Origin of the sequence: Tropicibacter sp. S64 (assembly GCF_049803835.1) — a bacterium.
Lineage (GTDB): Bacteria > Pseudomonadota > Alphaproteobacteria > Rhodobacterales > Rhodobacteraceae > Pacificoceanicola.
This window is the reverse complement of record NZ_JBNAGK010000003.1, coordinates 139,618-153,254: the sequence shown is the minus strand read 5'-3', so window position 1 is coordinate 153,254 and position 13,637 is coordinate 139,618. Positions and strand designations below refer to the sequence as shown.

Genomic DNA, 13,637 nt, shown 5'->3' with positions numbered 1-13,637 from the left:
CGGTGGGCGTTGCACCACAAGATGTCGTCGGTGCCCACTGACTGACCACACCGGCGACCAGCCGGTTTCGGACAGGTGAGCGACAGAAACCCGGAGTTTGGTACGATTCGGGCCGAGTTTCGTACACATTTGATTTTATGGTATCGATACCATCCAAAACCGGAGGCTTTCGGGGTTAACGGCGGAATTTTTTGAGTATTTGGAAAGAGAAGAAAGACGGACGGAGGCGTCAGGCGGCGAGCAGCGCGTGCAGTCCGAGGGTCAGCAGGACCTGTGCCGCGCAGTAGAGCCCCCAGATCGCGAGCCCCTGCCCCGGTTTGCGGATGCGCAGGAAGCGGTCGAGGCCGATCAGCCCGTCCGAGAGGATGAAGAGCGACGCACCGATGGCCACGAGATCAGCGGCGGGTCCCGGTGGCAGGGTAAAGCCGAGCGCCCCCATGCCGAGCAGCAGCGCCGCGTAGAGGGCGACCAGCAGGCGCAGCGGACCGGCGGCGCGGACGATGAACCGGGCGAGCCAGCCGCCAAGGCCGAGCAGGATGAAGGTGGCGCGGATCTTCGGGTCCGGGAAACTGGCGCTGCCGGTGGTCCAGAGGATGATCGCGAACAGCGCGATATAGGTCACATGGGCGGCGGCGAAGGCGGCCATGCCTTTCAGGAAGGCGCTCTCGCCGGGGCGGGAGAGGAACCAATCCCCCGCAGCCGAGAGGGCGAGTGCGAGTCCGAGCAGCGGGGTTCCGTTGAGAAGGGACCAGAGCGAGAGGGTCAGAACCGGCAGGGTCTTGACCACGCTGCGCGTCAGGCCGGGACCCGTGAGGAGCGGATAGGCGAACGCCGCCCCGAGGAACAGGGCGGCGCACAGAAGGTCGAGCGGGCCGGACGGGATCACACCTCGTCCGGGAAGTGCTTGATGACCGAGCGGATCGGGTTCGGCGCGGCCTGTCCGAGACCGCAGATGGAGGCGTCGACCATGGCTGTGGACAGCTCTTCGAGCAGGCCGGTGTCCCAGCGATCCGCCTGCATCAGCTTGACCGCCTTCTCGCAGCCGACCCTGCAGGGAGTGCACTGGCCGCAGCTTTCATCCTCGAAGAAGCGCAGCATGTTGAGGGCGGCGGCCTTTGCGCTGTCCTTGTCCGACAGGACCACCACGGCGGCGGAGCCGATGAAGGTGCCGTGCGGTTGCAAAGTGTCGAAGTCGAGCGGGATGTCGGACATGCTGGCCGGGAGCAGGCCGGAGGACGGCCCGCCCGGCTGGTAGGCCTTGAAGCTGTGGCCATCGCTCATGCCGCCTGCCGCGTCAATAATGTCCATGATGGTGGAGCCAGCGGGCAACAGATGGACGCCCGGGTTCCTGACGCGACCGGAGACGGAATAGGAGCGCAGGCCCTTGCGGCCGTTCTTCTCCGTGCTGTTCAGCACCTCCGGCCCTTCGCGGCAGATACGAGCGACCCAGTGCAGGGTCTCGACGTTGTGAACCAGCGTGGGGCGATTGAAGATGCCGACCTGCGCGACGAAAGGCGGGCGGTGGCGCGGCAGACCGCGATTGCCTTCGATGCTCTCGATCATCGCGGATTCCTCGCCGCAGATGTAGGCCCCCGCGCCGCGCCGCAGCTCGATGTAGCCCTCCGGGACGATCCCGGCGGTTTCGAGCGCCGCGATCTCGGTCGCGAGGATGTGCAGGACAGCGGGGTATTCGTCGCGCATGTAGATGAAGCAGCGCTCCGCCTCGACGGCCCAGGCGGCGATCAGCATGCCTTCGAGCATCAGGTGCGGGGTGCGTTCGAGGTAGTAGCGGTCCTTGAAGGTGCCCGGCTCGCCCTCGTCGCCGTTGACGGCGAGATAGCGCGGCCCCTCGTTCATGCGCACGAAGCCCCATTTCTTGCCCGAGGGGAAACCCGCGCCGCCAAGCCCGCGCAGACCGGCCTCGAGCACCTTGTCCTGCACCACTTCCCAATCGCCGGTTGCGCGCAGGCTCTGCAGCGTCTCATAGCCGCCGGTGGCGCGATAGTCGGCAAGGGTTTGATAGGCGGGAATGTGGGCGTGGGTGTCGCCCTTTGCGATGGCGTCCTGCACCTTTTCGGGGGTGGCCTGGTCGATGTGGTTGTGACCGATCTCCAGCACCGGCGCGGTGTCGCAACGCCCCATGCAGGGCGCCCGCAGCACGCGGACCTGCGCGGGGTCCATGCCGTCTTCCAGCGCGGCCAGCAGGGCCTCTGCCCCGGCCAGTTCGCAGGAGAGCGAATCGCAAACGCGGATGGTCAGCGCGGGCGGCGGGGTCTCGTCCTCGCGGACAACGTCGAAATGGGCATAGAAACTGGCGACCTCGTAGATCTCCGCCTGCCCGGTGCGCAATTCCTCGGCCAGGGCGCGGATATGCGCGGCGGAGATGTGGCCGTAGGTGTCCTGAACCTTGTGCAGGAACTCGATCAGCAGATCGCGACGGCGGGGGGCGTCGCCGAGCAGGGCGCGGACCTCGTCATGGGCCTGATCGTCGAGCTGCCGGCCCTTGGGCGTGTGGCGGCCCTTGCCCTTGCCCGATTTCCAGACGCCTTTGCGTTCATCCAGTGCCATGTCTGCTGTCTCCTTTGCGCGTGTCGGCACAATAGGTCGGCGCTTTGGTCATGGGCAGGCCGAAAACGACAATTGATCCGAAGGTCGCGCCCTGAAATGCCCGCCGTTTCGCCCGATGGGTGACGGAAAGTTCCGATAGAGGTACGGTTGCAGGAGTTTGCGAGGATGCGCATGGCGCGATTTGTCGGCGTGACGATGGGGATGGTGGTCCTGCTGGCGTTGGGGGAGGCGTTTGGCGGCGGCTTTGCCGTGGCGGCGCTGGTCTATATCACCGTCGTCGCGGGCGTCATGGATCGCCTGGCGGTCCTCGCCGCGCCGGATCATCCGGGGGCGGAGTTCCCGGCGGGGACTCGCCTCGCGGTGGCGCTGGCGCTGGTGCATTTTCCCCTGCTCTACGGCGGGGTCGCGGTGCTGAGCAGCGCGGGGCCGCTGTGGGAGCGCGGCGTGCTGTTCATGGCGCTGGCGCTGTTCCTCGGGCAGGTGAGCAACTCCAACGCGCATGAGCTGATCCACCGGCCGGCGCGGGCGCTGCGGTGGCTCGGCGCGGCGGTCTATGCCTCGGTGCTGTTCGGCCACCATGCTTCGGCGCACGTGCGGGTGCATCATGTCTGGGCGGCCACGGAGCGCGATCCGAACTCGGCGCGGCCCGGCGAGGGGTTCTGGCGCTTCCTGGCGCGGGCCTGGCGGGGTGAATTCGTCGAAGGGTATCGCGCGGAGGCGCGGCTCAGGAAAGGCCGCGGCGGCCATCCCTACCCGGCATATCTGCTCGGGGCGGCGGTGTCGCTCTGCATGGCGGCGCTGATCGGGGGCGGCGCGGGGGTGCTGTGGCTGCTGGCGCTGGCGGGCTATGCGCAGGTGCAGCTTTACCTGTCGGACTATGTCCAGCACTACGGGCTGCGGCGGAAGCGGTTGATGGACGGGCGACCGGAACCGGTCGGCCCGCGGCATGCCTGGAACAGCCCGCACGGGTTCTCCGCCGCGCTGATGCTGAACGCGCCGCGCCATTCGGACCATCACACCCGGCCCGCCGTCCCCTTCCCGGGCCTGGATGTCGACCGCTCCGCCATGCCGGTGCTGCCCCATAGCCTGCCGGTGATGGCGGTGATCGCCCTGGTGCCGCCGCTGTGGCGGCGCGTGATGGACCGGCGGGTGCGGAAATGGGCGGCGGCGACCCGCACAAATTAACTTAACAGTAACTAAATTCTTCCCCGTGCCCCGCGGCTCTGGCAGCATGGTTACATGAACCTTAAAGCAGCCATAGTCTCGGGCCTCCTCGCAGGCCTCAGCACCCTCGGTGCCATCGCGGCAGAGCCGATGTCCGCCGGGGAATTCGAACGCTATGTCGATGGAAAGACGCTGTATTTCGGCCTCGCGGGTCAAGCCTACGGAGCCGAGGAATACCTGCCGGACCGGCAGGTGCGCTGGTCCTTCCTCGACGGCAAATGCAAGGAAGGCTTTTGGTACGAGGAAGCCGGGGAGATCTGTTTCGTCTACGAGGACACGCCCGACCCGCAATGCTGGTCGTTCTTCCGCGAGGACGACAAGCTCCGGGCGGTGTTCGAGAACGACCCCGCCAGCACGGTGCTCTACGAGGCACAGCAGAACGAGGAACCGATGATGTGCCTCGGGCCGGACGTGGGCGTGTAAGCCAGGGGGGTGCGGGGCGCGACGCGCAATCCGAAAAGTGGAAACCGGTTTTCGGAAGAATGGCGCGGAAAAAAGCAAGCCCCGCCCCACGGACCGTCCGCGCCGGACCGAAAGCCGAATGAACGGCCCTGAGTGTTTCTTCTTGGTCCAAATACCCCGAAACGGGGGGGGGCGGAGCCCCCCAACCCGCCCGCCGCAGGCGCCGCTGCCGTCAGGCGGCGTTGGTATTCGCCGCGCCGAGGCTTGCAAACCCCTGCCGCAAATAACTTTTCATCGTCTCCACCAACCCGGCGTTGCCGCTGCCCGCATAGCCGTAGAGGTTGATCTTCTGCACCCCCTGGTCCGGCAGGATGCCGGGGTCGATGTATTCCAGATAGTCCGCCGCATGCCCCTCCAGGGATGAGGTCACCGCAAGGTCGGCGCTCACCGAGGCCTCCACGGTGCGGTCGTTGTCCGTCGTGACCGCCATCTCCCAGTCGATCCCCGCCGCGTCCAGCATGGCCATCGCGCCGGGGCGGAAACCGCAGTTCAGGTTGTAGGCCAGCCGCAGCGGCCGGCCGCGGCATGCGGTGCCTCCGGGCGCGCCGACCCAGCGCAGCGGCACCGTGGCCAGGGTCTCGCCGCCTTCGCCCACATGCTCCTCCGTGGTCAGGATCACATCGGCTTCTCCCTTTGAAAACAATGCCTTGACGTCGCGGGTGTACGAGCTGACCAGCTGCACCTTGACCCGCGGATGGCTGCGCCCCATGCGTTTGAGCACCTCCGGAATCACCGGGTAGACAATGTCATGCGGCACCGCGAGGACCAATTCGCCCTCCCAGCTCTTGTCCGTCAGGCGGCTGTAGATCTCGTCGTTCAGCTCGATCATCTTCTGGGCGTAGGTCTGCAGCTGCACGCCTGCGGGCGTCAGGGTCACGCCGCGCCCGGAGCGGTCCAGCAGCTTGAGGTCGAGCGTCTCCTCGAGCCGCTTGAGCTGCATGGAAACCGCCGATTGCGTCAGGTTCAGAAACCCCGCCGCCCGGGTCACACCGCCAGAGTTCGCCACCGCAAGGAAGGAGCGCAGCGTAGTGATGTCGAGATTCCGCATTCATCAGACTCCGTGATGGATCACTTAAGAAACATTCGCTTCACAAATGGACATGACCCCTTCATACCATCACCATGCGAAATGACAAACACCGAATGCATCACATTAATTGAAGGAGGTCATCATGATCCGTTCACTCCCCCTGATCTTCCCCCGGATCCGCCTGCGTCCCCTCGCCCGTCTTGCCCAATGGACCGCCCTGTCCCGCCAGCGCCGCGCCCTGCGGGCACTCGACGACGCAGCGCTCGACGACATCGGATTGTCGCGCCTTGCCGCACAATCCGAGGCGAACCGCCCGTTTTGGGACGCTCCGTCGAATTGGCGTATTTAAGATGCGCATTTCGGCCGGACAACAGCCCGGAAAACCTTGAAAACCTGCGCTGCATCCCCAATATTCCCTTCAGGGTCTGCACGTGCATCCGTACGTGCGGGGTCCGCGTCGTGACGCGGAGTTAAACAGGGATCTTCTCGGAGGCTTTCATGGCTGATTACAACACGATCCGGGCGGCAGGCGTCTCTGGAGCCCGCGCCGCCCAGATTGACGAAGGGCTGCGCGCCCACATGAACAAGGTTTACGCGACGATGTCGGTCGGCACGCTGCTGACCTTCCTTGTCGCCTGGGCCGTCGGCTCCAACGCCGATCTGCTGAGCGTCTTCCGCGACCCGGTCACGCTGCGCCCGAACATCCTCGGCTGGATCGTGATGTTCGCGCCGCTCGGCATGATCTTCCTCTTCGGCAGCATCATCAACAAGCTGTCGATGGCGGCCGCGCAACTCTTCTTCTACGGCTTCGCCGCCGTCATGGGTCTGTCCATGGCGTGGATCTTCGTGGCCTTCACCGGCTTCTCGATCGCGCAGATCTTCCTCGTGACCTCGATCGCCTTCGCGGGCCTTAGCCTCTACGGCTATGTCACGAAGAAGGACCTCAGCGGCATGGGCAACTTCCTGATCATGGGTCTGATCGGTATCATCGTCGCCTCGCTGATCAACATCTTCCTGCAGTCGCCGGCGATCTACTATGCCGTGTCGATCCTGGGTGTGCTGATCTTCGCCGGCCTGACCGCCTATGACACCCAGAAGATCAAGAACACCTACATCCAGCACGCCGCCCACGCCGATCAGGAGTGGCTCGGCAAGGCCGCCATCATGGGCGCTCTGGAGCTGTACCTCGACTTCATCAACATGTTCATGTTCCTGCTGCAGCTGTTCGGCAACCGCGAGTAAACGGCAGCGCCCTAGGGCAAGAAAGACACAGGGGGGCCGGTCATCGCGACCGGCCCTTTTGCGTTCACAGGTTTTGGTTGCGCGACACGCGAAGCGCGTTACCCTGCGCTTCAACTTGGAGGGGAGGCCAGGCATGCCGAAGATCACGCGCGATGCGGTGCAGCGGGAGACCGGGGACGGTTCCTGCGGGCCGTTCGAGTCGCTGCGGTTCAGCGACAGCGGCGGGCTGACCCAGTTCGGCGCGGCGGAGGAAATCCTGCCGCCGGGCTCGCGGACCGCAACCCTGCACTGGCACGCGGAAGAGGACGAACTGGTCTACGTGCTGGAGGGCGAGGTCATCCTGCGCGAGGGCACCGACGAAACCCCGCTCGGCACCGGCGAGGCCGCCTGCTTCAAGGCCGGCGTGGCCACCGGCCACTGCATCGAGAACCGCAGCGATGCCCCGGCGCGACTGCTGGTGGTTGGCACGCGTGCTGTGCGCGACCGCGTGCACTACCCCAACCATGACCGCGTCCAGCACGTGGACCGGGCCCATGACGAACGCCGCTGGACCACCGAGAGCGGTGCCCCGGCAGACCCGTTGGACTGAGCCGCCGCCGAAGGTCCGCCGATGCCGCACATTGGGGATTCACCGGGGGTCGTCGGGCTGCTACTCTGCCACACGAGACCCTATTCGCAATCAGGGAGCCCCGTTCCATGCGCACCAGCCCACTTGCCCTTCTCGCCGCACTCGGTGCCGGCGCCGCCTCCGCCCAGCCTGACACCTGGGCGCTGCTCGGCCAGATCGAAATCGACGAGGTCATCACCGACTCGAGCTACAGCGTGACCAAGCGCTACCCGGCGGCGCTCGGCGAGGACCCCCAGGTCGTGACGATCACCGGCTACGCGGCACCCGCCCTGCCGGGCGATATGGTGCGCGAACTGATGCTGGTGGCGGACATGGGAAGCTGCCCGTTCTGCGGCAGCCCGGATCACGGCGCGGCGCTGATGGTGACGCTGGCGGAGCCGGTCGCCTTCACCGACGAGACGCGGCGTCTGACCCTGCGCGGCACGCTGAAACGGGTCGAGGACCCGGAGACCTGGCAAGCCGTCGTGCTCGAGGACGCCGCGATCCTGCCCGAGTGACCCGCCCCGCGCGCGGCGCCAGCCGCGCGCCCCCGGGCGACGGGCCTGCCCGGCGCAATCCTTCCAACCTGCCTCGCCAGACACGAAAAAGGCCGCCGCAGGATGTCCTGCGCGGCCTCGTCGCTCCGCCGGTCCCGGCAGGGGCTGGGGCAAGATTACTTGATCTTGCCTTCCTTGTACTCAACGTGCTTGCGCGCGACCGGATCGAACTTCCGGATGGTCATCTTCTCGGTCATGGTGCGGGCATTCTTCTTGGTCACGTAGAAGTGGCCGGTGCCTGCGGTCGAGTTCAGGCGGATCTTGATAGTCGTCGGCTTCGCCATGGCTTGTCTCCTGGGGTCGTCCTGAAACAGGGCGTCGGCCCCGTGAAAATCTGTAGAGCCTGCCTTTTACCCATGCAGCCTCCCGAGTCAACGGGGTGGACGGAAAATTTCAACACGCGGAAGGCCTGTAAGCCGGATTCTGTTCCGGCGCGAGTCCCCCCGCGCCATCGACGACCATTCCTCTGGGCCACGCGTTGCCACGCGGCTCTAGCTGCCAACCCGGACCACTCGGGGTGAAGCCCCCCTGCCCCGATATTCCCCGTAGGGAATCAGGCGGGCGCGCGGTCCCTATTTGGCATTGCTCCCGGTGGGGCTTGCCATGCGGGGACTGTTGCCAGCCCCCCGGTGGGCTCTTGCCCCACCGTTTCACCCTTACCCCTGCCAAGGCAGAGGCGGTTTCATTTCTGTGGCGCTATCCGTCAGGTTGCCCTGCCCGGGCGTTACCCGGCACCGATGCTTCAGCGAGTCCGGACTTTCCTCTCGTCCCGAAGGACAAGCGGCCGTCCGGCCTTCCGCGCCCCGCGGACATAGAAAGCGCCCGGGCACCCGTCAATCCCCTGTTTCTTCTCTTCGACAAATACTCAGGCGCCCCGCCAGCTGCGAAAAACGCGCCTGATCCTGAGCGGTGCCGCTGCCCCGGGCGCCCGCCCGAAGAGAAGGCCGGAGGCCGCCGAGGAGACGGCATGCGCGGGCCGCAGGCCCGCTCCGCGTCACAGCGCGCCGCGCAGCATCAGGGGCCGGGCGAGCCAGTCGCGCAGGGCGTCCGCCACCGCCTCCGGTGCCTCCAGCGCCGGAAGGTGGCCCGCACCGTCGATGACGTCCAGACGGGCGCCGGGGATCAGGTCGGCCATGAAGACGTGGCGCTTGACCTCGTAGATCCGGTCCAGCGCGCCGCAGAGGATCAGCACCGGCACCGCGATCTTGCGCAGCGTGCCCTGCTGGTCGCGCCGCCGTTGCAGGGCGCGGGACTGCCGCAGGTAAATCTCCAGCCCCAGCACATCCGCCATGTCCCGGGCCAGCGCCAGGATGTCGGCGCGATACGGCCCCGGCGCCAGCGCCTCCATCGGCAGTTCCTGCTCCAGCACCGCCCGGAGCTTGCCGGTCTTCGCCTTGACCATGCGCGGGTCGCGCTCCGCCGCCTGCTGCGGTGTGTCGGCCAGCGGCGAGGTGTCCATCAGGCACAGCCGCGACACCCGGTCCGGGGCGCGGCGGGCGATCTCCATCGCCACCATGCCGCCCATGCCGTGCCCGACCAGCGCACAGCGTTTCGGCAGCAGGTCGAGCATCCCGGAGGCAATCTCCTCGATCCGCTCGCCGCGCGTCGGCGGGATGCACATGACGGCGAAGTCGCGGCTGAGATCGGCGATCTGTGGGCCGAAGGCGCGGGCATCGGCCATCATGCCCGGTATGAAGACGACTGGTTCGCGCATCTGCCCTGTCTGTCGCTGCCTGTGTCCGCGGCTCCCGCCGCCCGCCGCCCGCCGAAGTCGGATGGATTTTTCGCAAACTATCAAAGTCATGCCCGGCGGAAAGGGCAAAAGAAACGACCGGCACGAATCCGCGCCGGCCCTTGTCGTCACGTCTGCGCGAGGCCGGTCGTCCCGGTCACTCCGCGTTCATCCGGTCCCAGAAGATGCCGAGGTGCTTGGAGACGATCTCGTTGTAGCGATCGCTTTCCTTCAGCTTCGCCAGCCCGGCGTTGAAGCGGTAGAGGAAGGTCGTCCCGCGCCAGTGCCGCTTCGAGATGATCATGTGCATGCCCAGGGAAGACACCGGTCGGTCTAGCGGCACCACCTGTCCCTGCAGCCCCATCTCCTTGATCACCTGCGCCCCGAGGAAGACATTGAGAGACACCGCGTCCACCTCCCCCGCCATCAGCATGTTGAAGCAGGCGGGTTCGTCGTCGGCGCGGACCAGCTCGACCTTGCCCGTGGTCAGCCACTGCCGCTCCGGCGTGTCGAGGTCGAAGCTGAGAAAGCCATCGGGACGGCAGAGTTTCTTGCCGAAGATGTCCTCGTCGGTCTCGAAGGTGAAATCCGAGCCGTCCTTGACGAAGAGCAGCATGAGCACTTCGGCGAGCGGGTCGGAGAAGTGGTAGTTCACGCAGCGGTCGCTGTCCGGCTGCGCGTCGCAATCGGGCTTGTACCAGGGAAAGCCCATGTCGAAGGTCTTGTCGTCGAGCTCCGGGAAGTGCTTGCCCCAGTCGTTCTCCCAGGTGATCGAATAGGTCACCGGGTCCGGGGTCGCTTCCATCGCGGCGTTGACCAGTTCGGTCAGCATCCCCTGCCCCGGCCAGTCGAGATCGGTGAAGGGCTCGTAGTTGGAGCCGGTCAGCAGCTTCAACTCGGCGTTCGCCACATCCGTTTGCAGCGGTGTGGCATCGGCGCTGGCCGATGTCGCCTCGCAGGGGATGATCAGCATGTCGCCCGGCTTGACCTGGAACACCGAGGCGGTCAGCGCCACCTCGTTGGCGTAGTAGATCAGCGTCCATTTCTCCGGATCGCCATATTTCGCCTCGGCGATGGTAAAGATCGTCTCCCCGGCGCTGACCTTGTGTGCGCTCGGAGCACATTGGGCCAGCGCCGCGCCCCCGGTCAGCATTCCCAGCGCGGCGACCATCCCGGCCGCCGCCAGTCTCCTCCAGTCAGACATGGATCAGAGCCCCGCCCAGATGCTGGACATATGGGTGTCGATGACCTTGAGATACTCGCCGCTGTCGCGCATCGTCTCCAGCCCGTTGTTGAACGCCGCGATCAGCGCCTCGGCACGTGGGTTGGACTTGTGCGCCACGACGTGCAGCCCCTCGATGGCCAGCGGACGGCGCAGCTGCAGCTCCACCTGGTCCGACAGGCCCATGTCCTTGAGCACCACGCGGCCGGTGAACTCGTTCATCGCCACGGCGTCGGTGCTGCCGTTCATCAGGCGGGTGAAGCACTCCTCCGGGCTGTCCGGCTGCTGCAGCCGCGCGCCCAGTTTCGTCATGTAATTCGAGCCGCCCTGGCGGCTGCCCGCCTCGAACCCCAGCGGGCTGCACACGCGCATCCCCGCGAGGTCCTGCTCGCCGTTGAAGGTCACCGGGTGGTCCTTCGCGGTGAACAGCACGATCAGCATTTCGAACATCGGCTCGGAATAGACGTAATCGGTGCAGACCGCGCTGGTGTCCCCCTCGTCGCAATGCGGCTTCTTCCAGGGGAAGGCGAGGTCAATCATGCCTTCGGAGAGCAGCGGATCGAGGTGCGTGGAGCGGTCGTTGATCCAGTAGAACTTGTGCTGACCAGTGCTCTCGTCGTTGACGAAGGCGCGGTTGACGAGATCGGTGATCATGCCCGAACTCATTTGCAGGCGGTTGGTGAAGGGGCGGAAGTCGTCGCCCGCGATCAGCCGCACATCGACGCCCTGCGCCGCTTCCGCCGCGCTGCGCTGGCGCTCGGCAAGCTGGGCGGCCGCGTCTGCAGGCTTGGCCACCGGCGCGATCCGCGGCGCGGCGGCCTGCTTGGCGTCGATCACCGTGCCGCCTTTGAGCCCGGTGGGCAGGCCGTCGATGCAAGGCATCCGGTAGACCTGGCCGACGCGGATGCTGTCGGGGCTCGGGATCACGTCGATGTTGTTGCGATAGATCGCCGTCCAGGCCCCGACGTTCTTGTAGAGCTTGTCGGCGATCAGCGAGAGGCTGTCGCCCCGTTGCACGGTGTACTGGCCACCGCAGGTCTCCTGTGCCGCGGCCCCCATGGTCGTGGCAGCGACCAAAGCGGCTGCGATCGCGCTCGCGCGTTTCAGCATATCCGTCTATCCCCCTAGATGTTTCCATAAAATCTGGCGCATCTGGTGGGTGTTCGTCAATAAAAACGCAAGGGGTTGTGTCGCCCCATAGGGTCAATCGCCCTATTAACAAAGCGTTAAGGGAGATTAAAATTTGACCCTGCGGGCGAGAAGCAGCGTGTGCCCGTGGCTTTCGGCGTCATTCGGGACGAATGCCTCGGTCTCGCAGCCCGCCTGCGACAGAATCGCCTCGTACTCCGCCTGCGCCAGCGACGCGTGATAGACCGGCGCGCCGTTCACATGGCCAAGCACCTCGCCCGCCTCCGGTCCCACGGTGACCAGAAGCCGCCCCCCTGCGTCGAGGTGAGCGGCAATCCGCGGCAAGGCGGCGCGTTGCTCGTCCTGCGTGAGGTGAAAGAAGCTGTCCCAGGCCACGATGGCCGCGAAGCGCCGGCCCAGATCGAGGTGCCGCATGTCGGCATGGATGGCGGTGGCCTCCGGGAACCGGCAGGCGAAGAGATCGAGCATGGGCCGCGCGAAATCCACCCCGGTCAGGGCATGACCGCTGGCGTGGAGAAAAGCCCCGATCGGCTCGCCCGCGCCGCATCCGAGGTCCAGAACCGCGCCGCCCGGCGGCACATCCGCCAGCATCCGGCCGAGCCAGCCCGCCTCGAACAGCCCCTTCGGCCGCTGCGCGTCGAAGGCGGCGGCCTCGCGTTCGTAGGTGGCGCGGGTGGTCTCGGACAGGCCGGGGGGCGGCAAGGGAAAGCTCATGCCCCCCGGTGTGCCACGATCTGCATCCAGATGGCCAGCTCGTCGTAGAGCGTCCACTCCCGGCGCACGCCGAGCGGGCCGAATTCCGCGTGGCTCATACCCATGACATGCACCTCCGCACCGGAAGGCGCGCCGAACAGGCCCCAGCCCTCGTGCCGTCCGGTCAGCGACCAGCGCACTGCCGCGCGGGCGGGCATCAGCGGCTCCTCGAGGCCCATGGCATGCTCGATCCGGAACTGCGCCGAGGGAAATGCGGCCCGCAGGCCCATCCAGAATTGCACCGCCTGTGCCACCCCGTGGCCATCGACCCCGCCGGGATAGGCCAGCACGCAGGCGTCGTCGTACTGCCCGGTGATGGTCTGCAACTCGCCCGCGACGATTCGGGTCAGAAGTTCGGCAAAGGCGCGGCCCCACTGGTTGTGGTTGCCGGTCCCGGTATAGGGGCCCTGCTGGTCGATGGCGGGGCGGAACGGCATGCTCTCGGGGTCGGCGCCGGACCAGAGCTCCCGCGCCAGGGCCTGCGGATCGAGGCCCAGCTGTGAGCAGATCGCGCCATGGTCGCGCACGCTCCAGATGTCGCTGATGCGGTTGCCCTTGGCGTAGATCTCCGACATCTCGCGGTACTGAACCGCCCGGCCGGTGGGGGCACCGAAGGGACCGGGGCCACGGTGGTGGCCGAAGAGGAACAGCCGCTGCGCCCCGAGCAGGCCAAGGCTTTGAGAGCCGGTGCTGAACACATCCTCCGTCAGCGCCTGCTGGTCCGGGATGGCCACCATCTGGCCCTGCAGGTCGGCCTGCACCGCGCCGCGCCCGAAAGCGATGCCCAGCGCGTCGCGGCGGATCACATGGCCATGCACCGCCTCGCGCAGGCTGCCGTCGAGGGTGCGCTCGGCCCGCATGAGGCGGGCGGTGTCGGTCAGGAAGACGTTGAACTGCGGATCGGAGCCGGACGCCGCGCGGGCCGCCGCCGCCTGCCCCAGCGGCTGGCTGGAGTGGGTCATGCGCGGCAGGCGTCCCAGCGGATGGTTCTGGGGCGCTTCGGCGTTCATCGGCGGGTGCCCCGCGGGTCGCGGGGCCGGATCGGATCGGTCATGGGCGTTCTGCTCCACGGGTCAGGGACGGGTGGGGCC

General features: G+C 66.7%; 15 protein-coding genes and 1 other RNA gene. 6 read left to right on the top strand and 10 right to left on the bottom strand.

Annotation, left to right across the window (positions count from 1 at the left end; genetic code table 11):
• Positions 1–229: 229 nt before the first annotated feature.
• Both ACP159_RS06405 and ACP159_RS06400 read right to left on the bottom strand, forming a co-directional pair.
• On the bottom strand, positions 230–886 hold the full coding sequence (locus ACP159_RS06405) for a lysoplasmalogenase family protein (RefSeq protein WP_425098825.1): 657 nt from the start codon (positions 884–886) through the stop codon (positions 230–232).
• Positions 883–2,568 (bottom strand): NAD(P)H-dependent oxidoreductase subunit E, encoded by a 1,686-nt coding sequence (locus ACP159_RS06400; protein ID WP_425098824.1) that lies wholly within the window; start codon positions 2,566–2,568, stop codon positions 883–885. Before ACP159_RS06400 ends, ACP159_RS06405 begins: the two co-directional genes overlap by 4 nt.
• A 171-nt stretch (positions 2,569–2,739) precedes the next feature.
• Here ACP159_RS06400 and ACP159_RS06395 point away from each other — a divergent pair, with 171 nt between their 5' ends.
• Both ACP159_RS06395 and ACP159_RS06390 read left to right on the top strand, forming a co-directional pair.
• The gene (locus ACP159_RS06395) at positions 2,740–3,753 is read left to right on the top strand and encodes an alkane 1-monooxygenase (protein WP_425098823.1); all 1,014 of its coding nucleotides are present in this window, start codon (positions 2,740–2,742) and stop codon (positions 3,751–3,753) included.
• Between the two features lie 54 nt (positions 3,754–3,807).
• The gene (locus ACP159_RS06390) at positions 3,808–4,215 is read left to right on the top strand and encodes a hypothetical protein (RefSeq protein WP_425098822.1); all 408 of its coding nucleotides are present in this window, start codon (positions 3,808–3,810) and stop codon (positions 4,213–4,215) included.
• A 211-nt stretch (positions 4,216–4,426) separates the two neighbouring features.
• On the opposite strand, the gene ACP159_RS06385 is transcribed toward ACP159_RS06390, so the two are convergent.
• Positions 4,427–5,302, bottom strand: a complete 876-nt coding sequence (locus ACP159_RS06385) for a LysR family transcriptional regulator (protein WP_425098821.1) — start codon at positions 5,300–5,302, stop codon at positions 4,427–4,429.
• Between the two features lie 124 nt (positions 5,303–5,426).
• Between ACP159_RS06385 and ACP159_RS06380 the strand changes: the two genes are divergently transcribed.
• The 4 genes from ACP159_RS06380 (at position 5,427) to ACP159_RS06365 (ending at position 7,651) form a co-directional block, all read left to right on the top strand.
• Positions 5,427–5,633 (top strand): DUF1127 domain-containing protein, encoded by a 207-nt coding sequence (locus tag ACP159_RS06380; protein ID WP_425098820.1) that lies wholly within the window; start codon positions 5,427–5,429, stop codon positions 5,631–5,633.
• A 149-nt stretch (positions 5,634–5,782) separates the two neighbouring features.
• Positions 5,783–6,526: a Bax inhibitor-1/YccA family protein gene (locus ACP159_RS06375; protein WP_425098819.1), complete on the top strand. Its 744-nt coding sequence runs from the start codon at positions 5,783–5,785 to the stop codon at positions 6,524–6,526.
• A gap of 133 nt (positions 6,527–6,659) precedes the next feature.
• Entirely contained in the window at positions 6,660–7,115 is a 456-nt protein-coding gene (locus tag ACP159_RS06370) for a cupin domain-containing protein (protein WP_425098818.1), read from the top strand.
• A 107-nt stretch (positions 7,116–7,222) separates the two neighbouring features.
• Complete coding sequence (locus tag ACP159_RS06365) at positions 7,223–7,651, top strand: hypothetical protein (protein ID WP_425098817.1); 429 nt, start codon at positions 7,223–7,225, stop codon at positions 7,649–7,651.
• A 155-nt stretch (positions 7,652–7,806) separates the two neighbouring features.
• Here the strand turns inward: ACP159_RS06365 and rpmG are convergent, their stop codons facing one another.
• From rpmG to ACP159_RS06330, 7 genes are all read right to left on the bottom strand, one after another.
• Positions 7,807–7,974, bottom strand: a complete 168-nt coding sequence (gene rpmG / locus ACP159_RS06360; protein WP_005856346.1) for a 50S ribosomal protein L33 — start codon at positions 7,972–7,974, stop codon at positions 7,807–7,809.
• Between the two features lie 112 nt (positions 7,975–8,086).
• Positions 8,087–8,490, bottom strand: an RNA gene (gene rnpB / locus ACP159_RS06355) — RNase P RNA component class A.
• Positions 8,491–8,684: 194 nt separating this feature from the next.
• Complete coding sequence (locus tag ACP159_RS06350) at positions 8,685–9,404, bottom strand: alpha/beta fold hydrolase (protein ID WP_425098816.1); 720 nt, start codon at positions 9,402–9,404, stop codon at positions 8,685–8,687.
• Positions 9,405–9,579: 175 nt separating this feature from the next.
• Positions 9,580–10,626, bottom strand: coding sequence for an ABC transporter substrate-binding protein (locus tag ACP159_RS06345; RefSeq protein ID WP_425098815.1), 1,047 nt, complete (start codon positions 10,624–10,626; stop codon positions 9,580–9,582).
• 3 nt (positions 10,627–10,629) lie between these two features.
• Positions 10,630–11,754: a LysM peptidoglycan-binding domain-containing protein gene (locus tag ACP159_RS06340; RefSeq protein ID WP_425098814.1), complete on the bottom strand. Its 1,125-nt coding sequence runs from the start codon at positions 11,752–11,754 to the stop codon at positions 10,630–10,632.
• Positions 11,755–11,880: 126 nt separating this feature from the next.
• Positions 11,881–12,507 (bottom strand): class I SAM-dependent DNA methyltransferase, encoded by a 627-nt coding sequence (locus tag ACP159_RS06335; RefSeq protein WP_425098813.1) that lies wholly within the window; start codon positions 12,505–12,507, stop codon positions 11,881–11,883.
• Positions 12,504–13,556, bottom strand: a complete 1,053-nt coding sequence (locus ACP159_RS06330) for an ester cyclase (protein ID WP_425098812.1) — start codon at positions 13,554–13,556, stop codon at positions 12,504–12,506. The genes ACP159_RS06335 and ACP159_RS06330 overlap by 4 nt, the downstream gene beginning before the upstream one ends.
• Between the last annotated feature and the right edge of the window lie 81 nt (positions 13,557–13,637).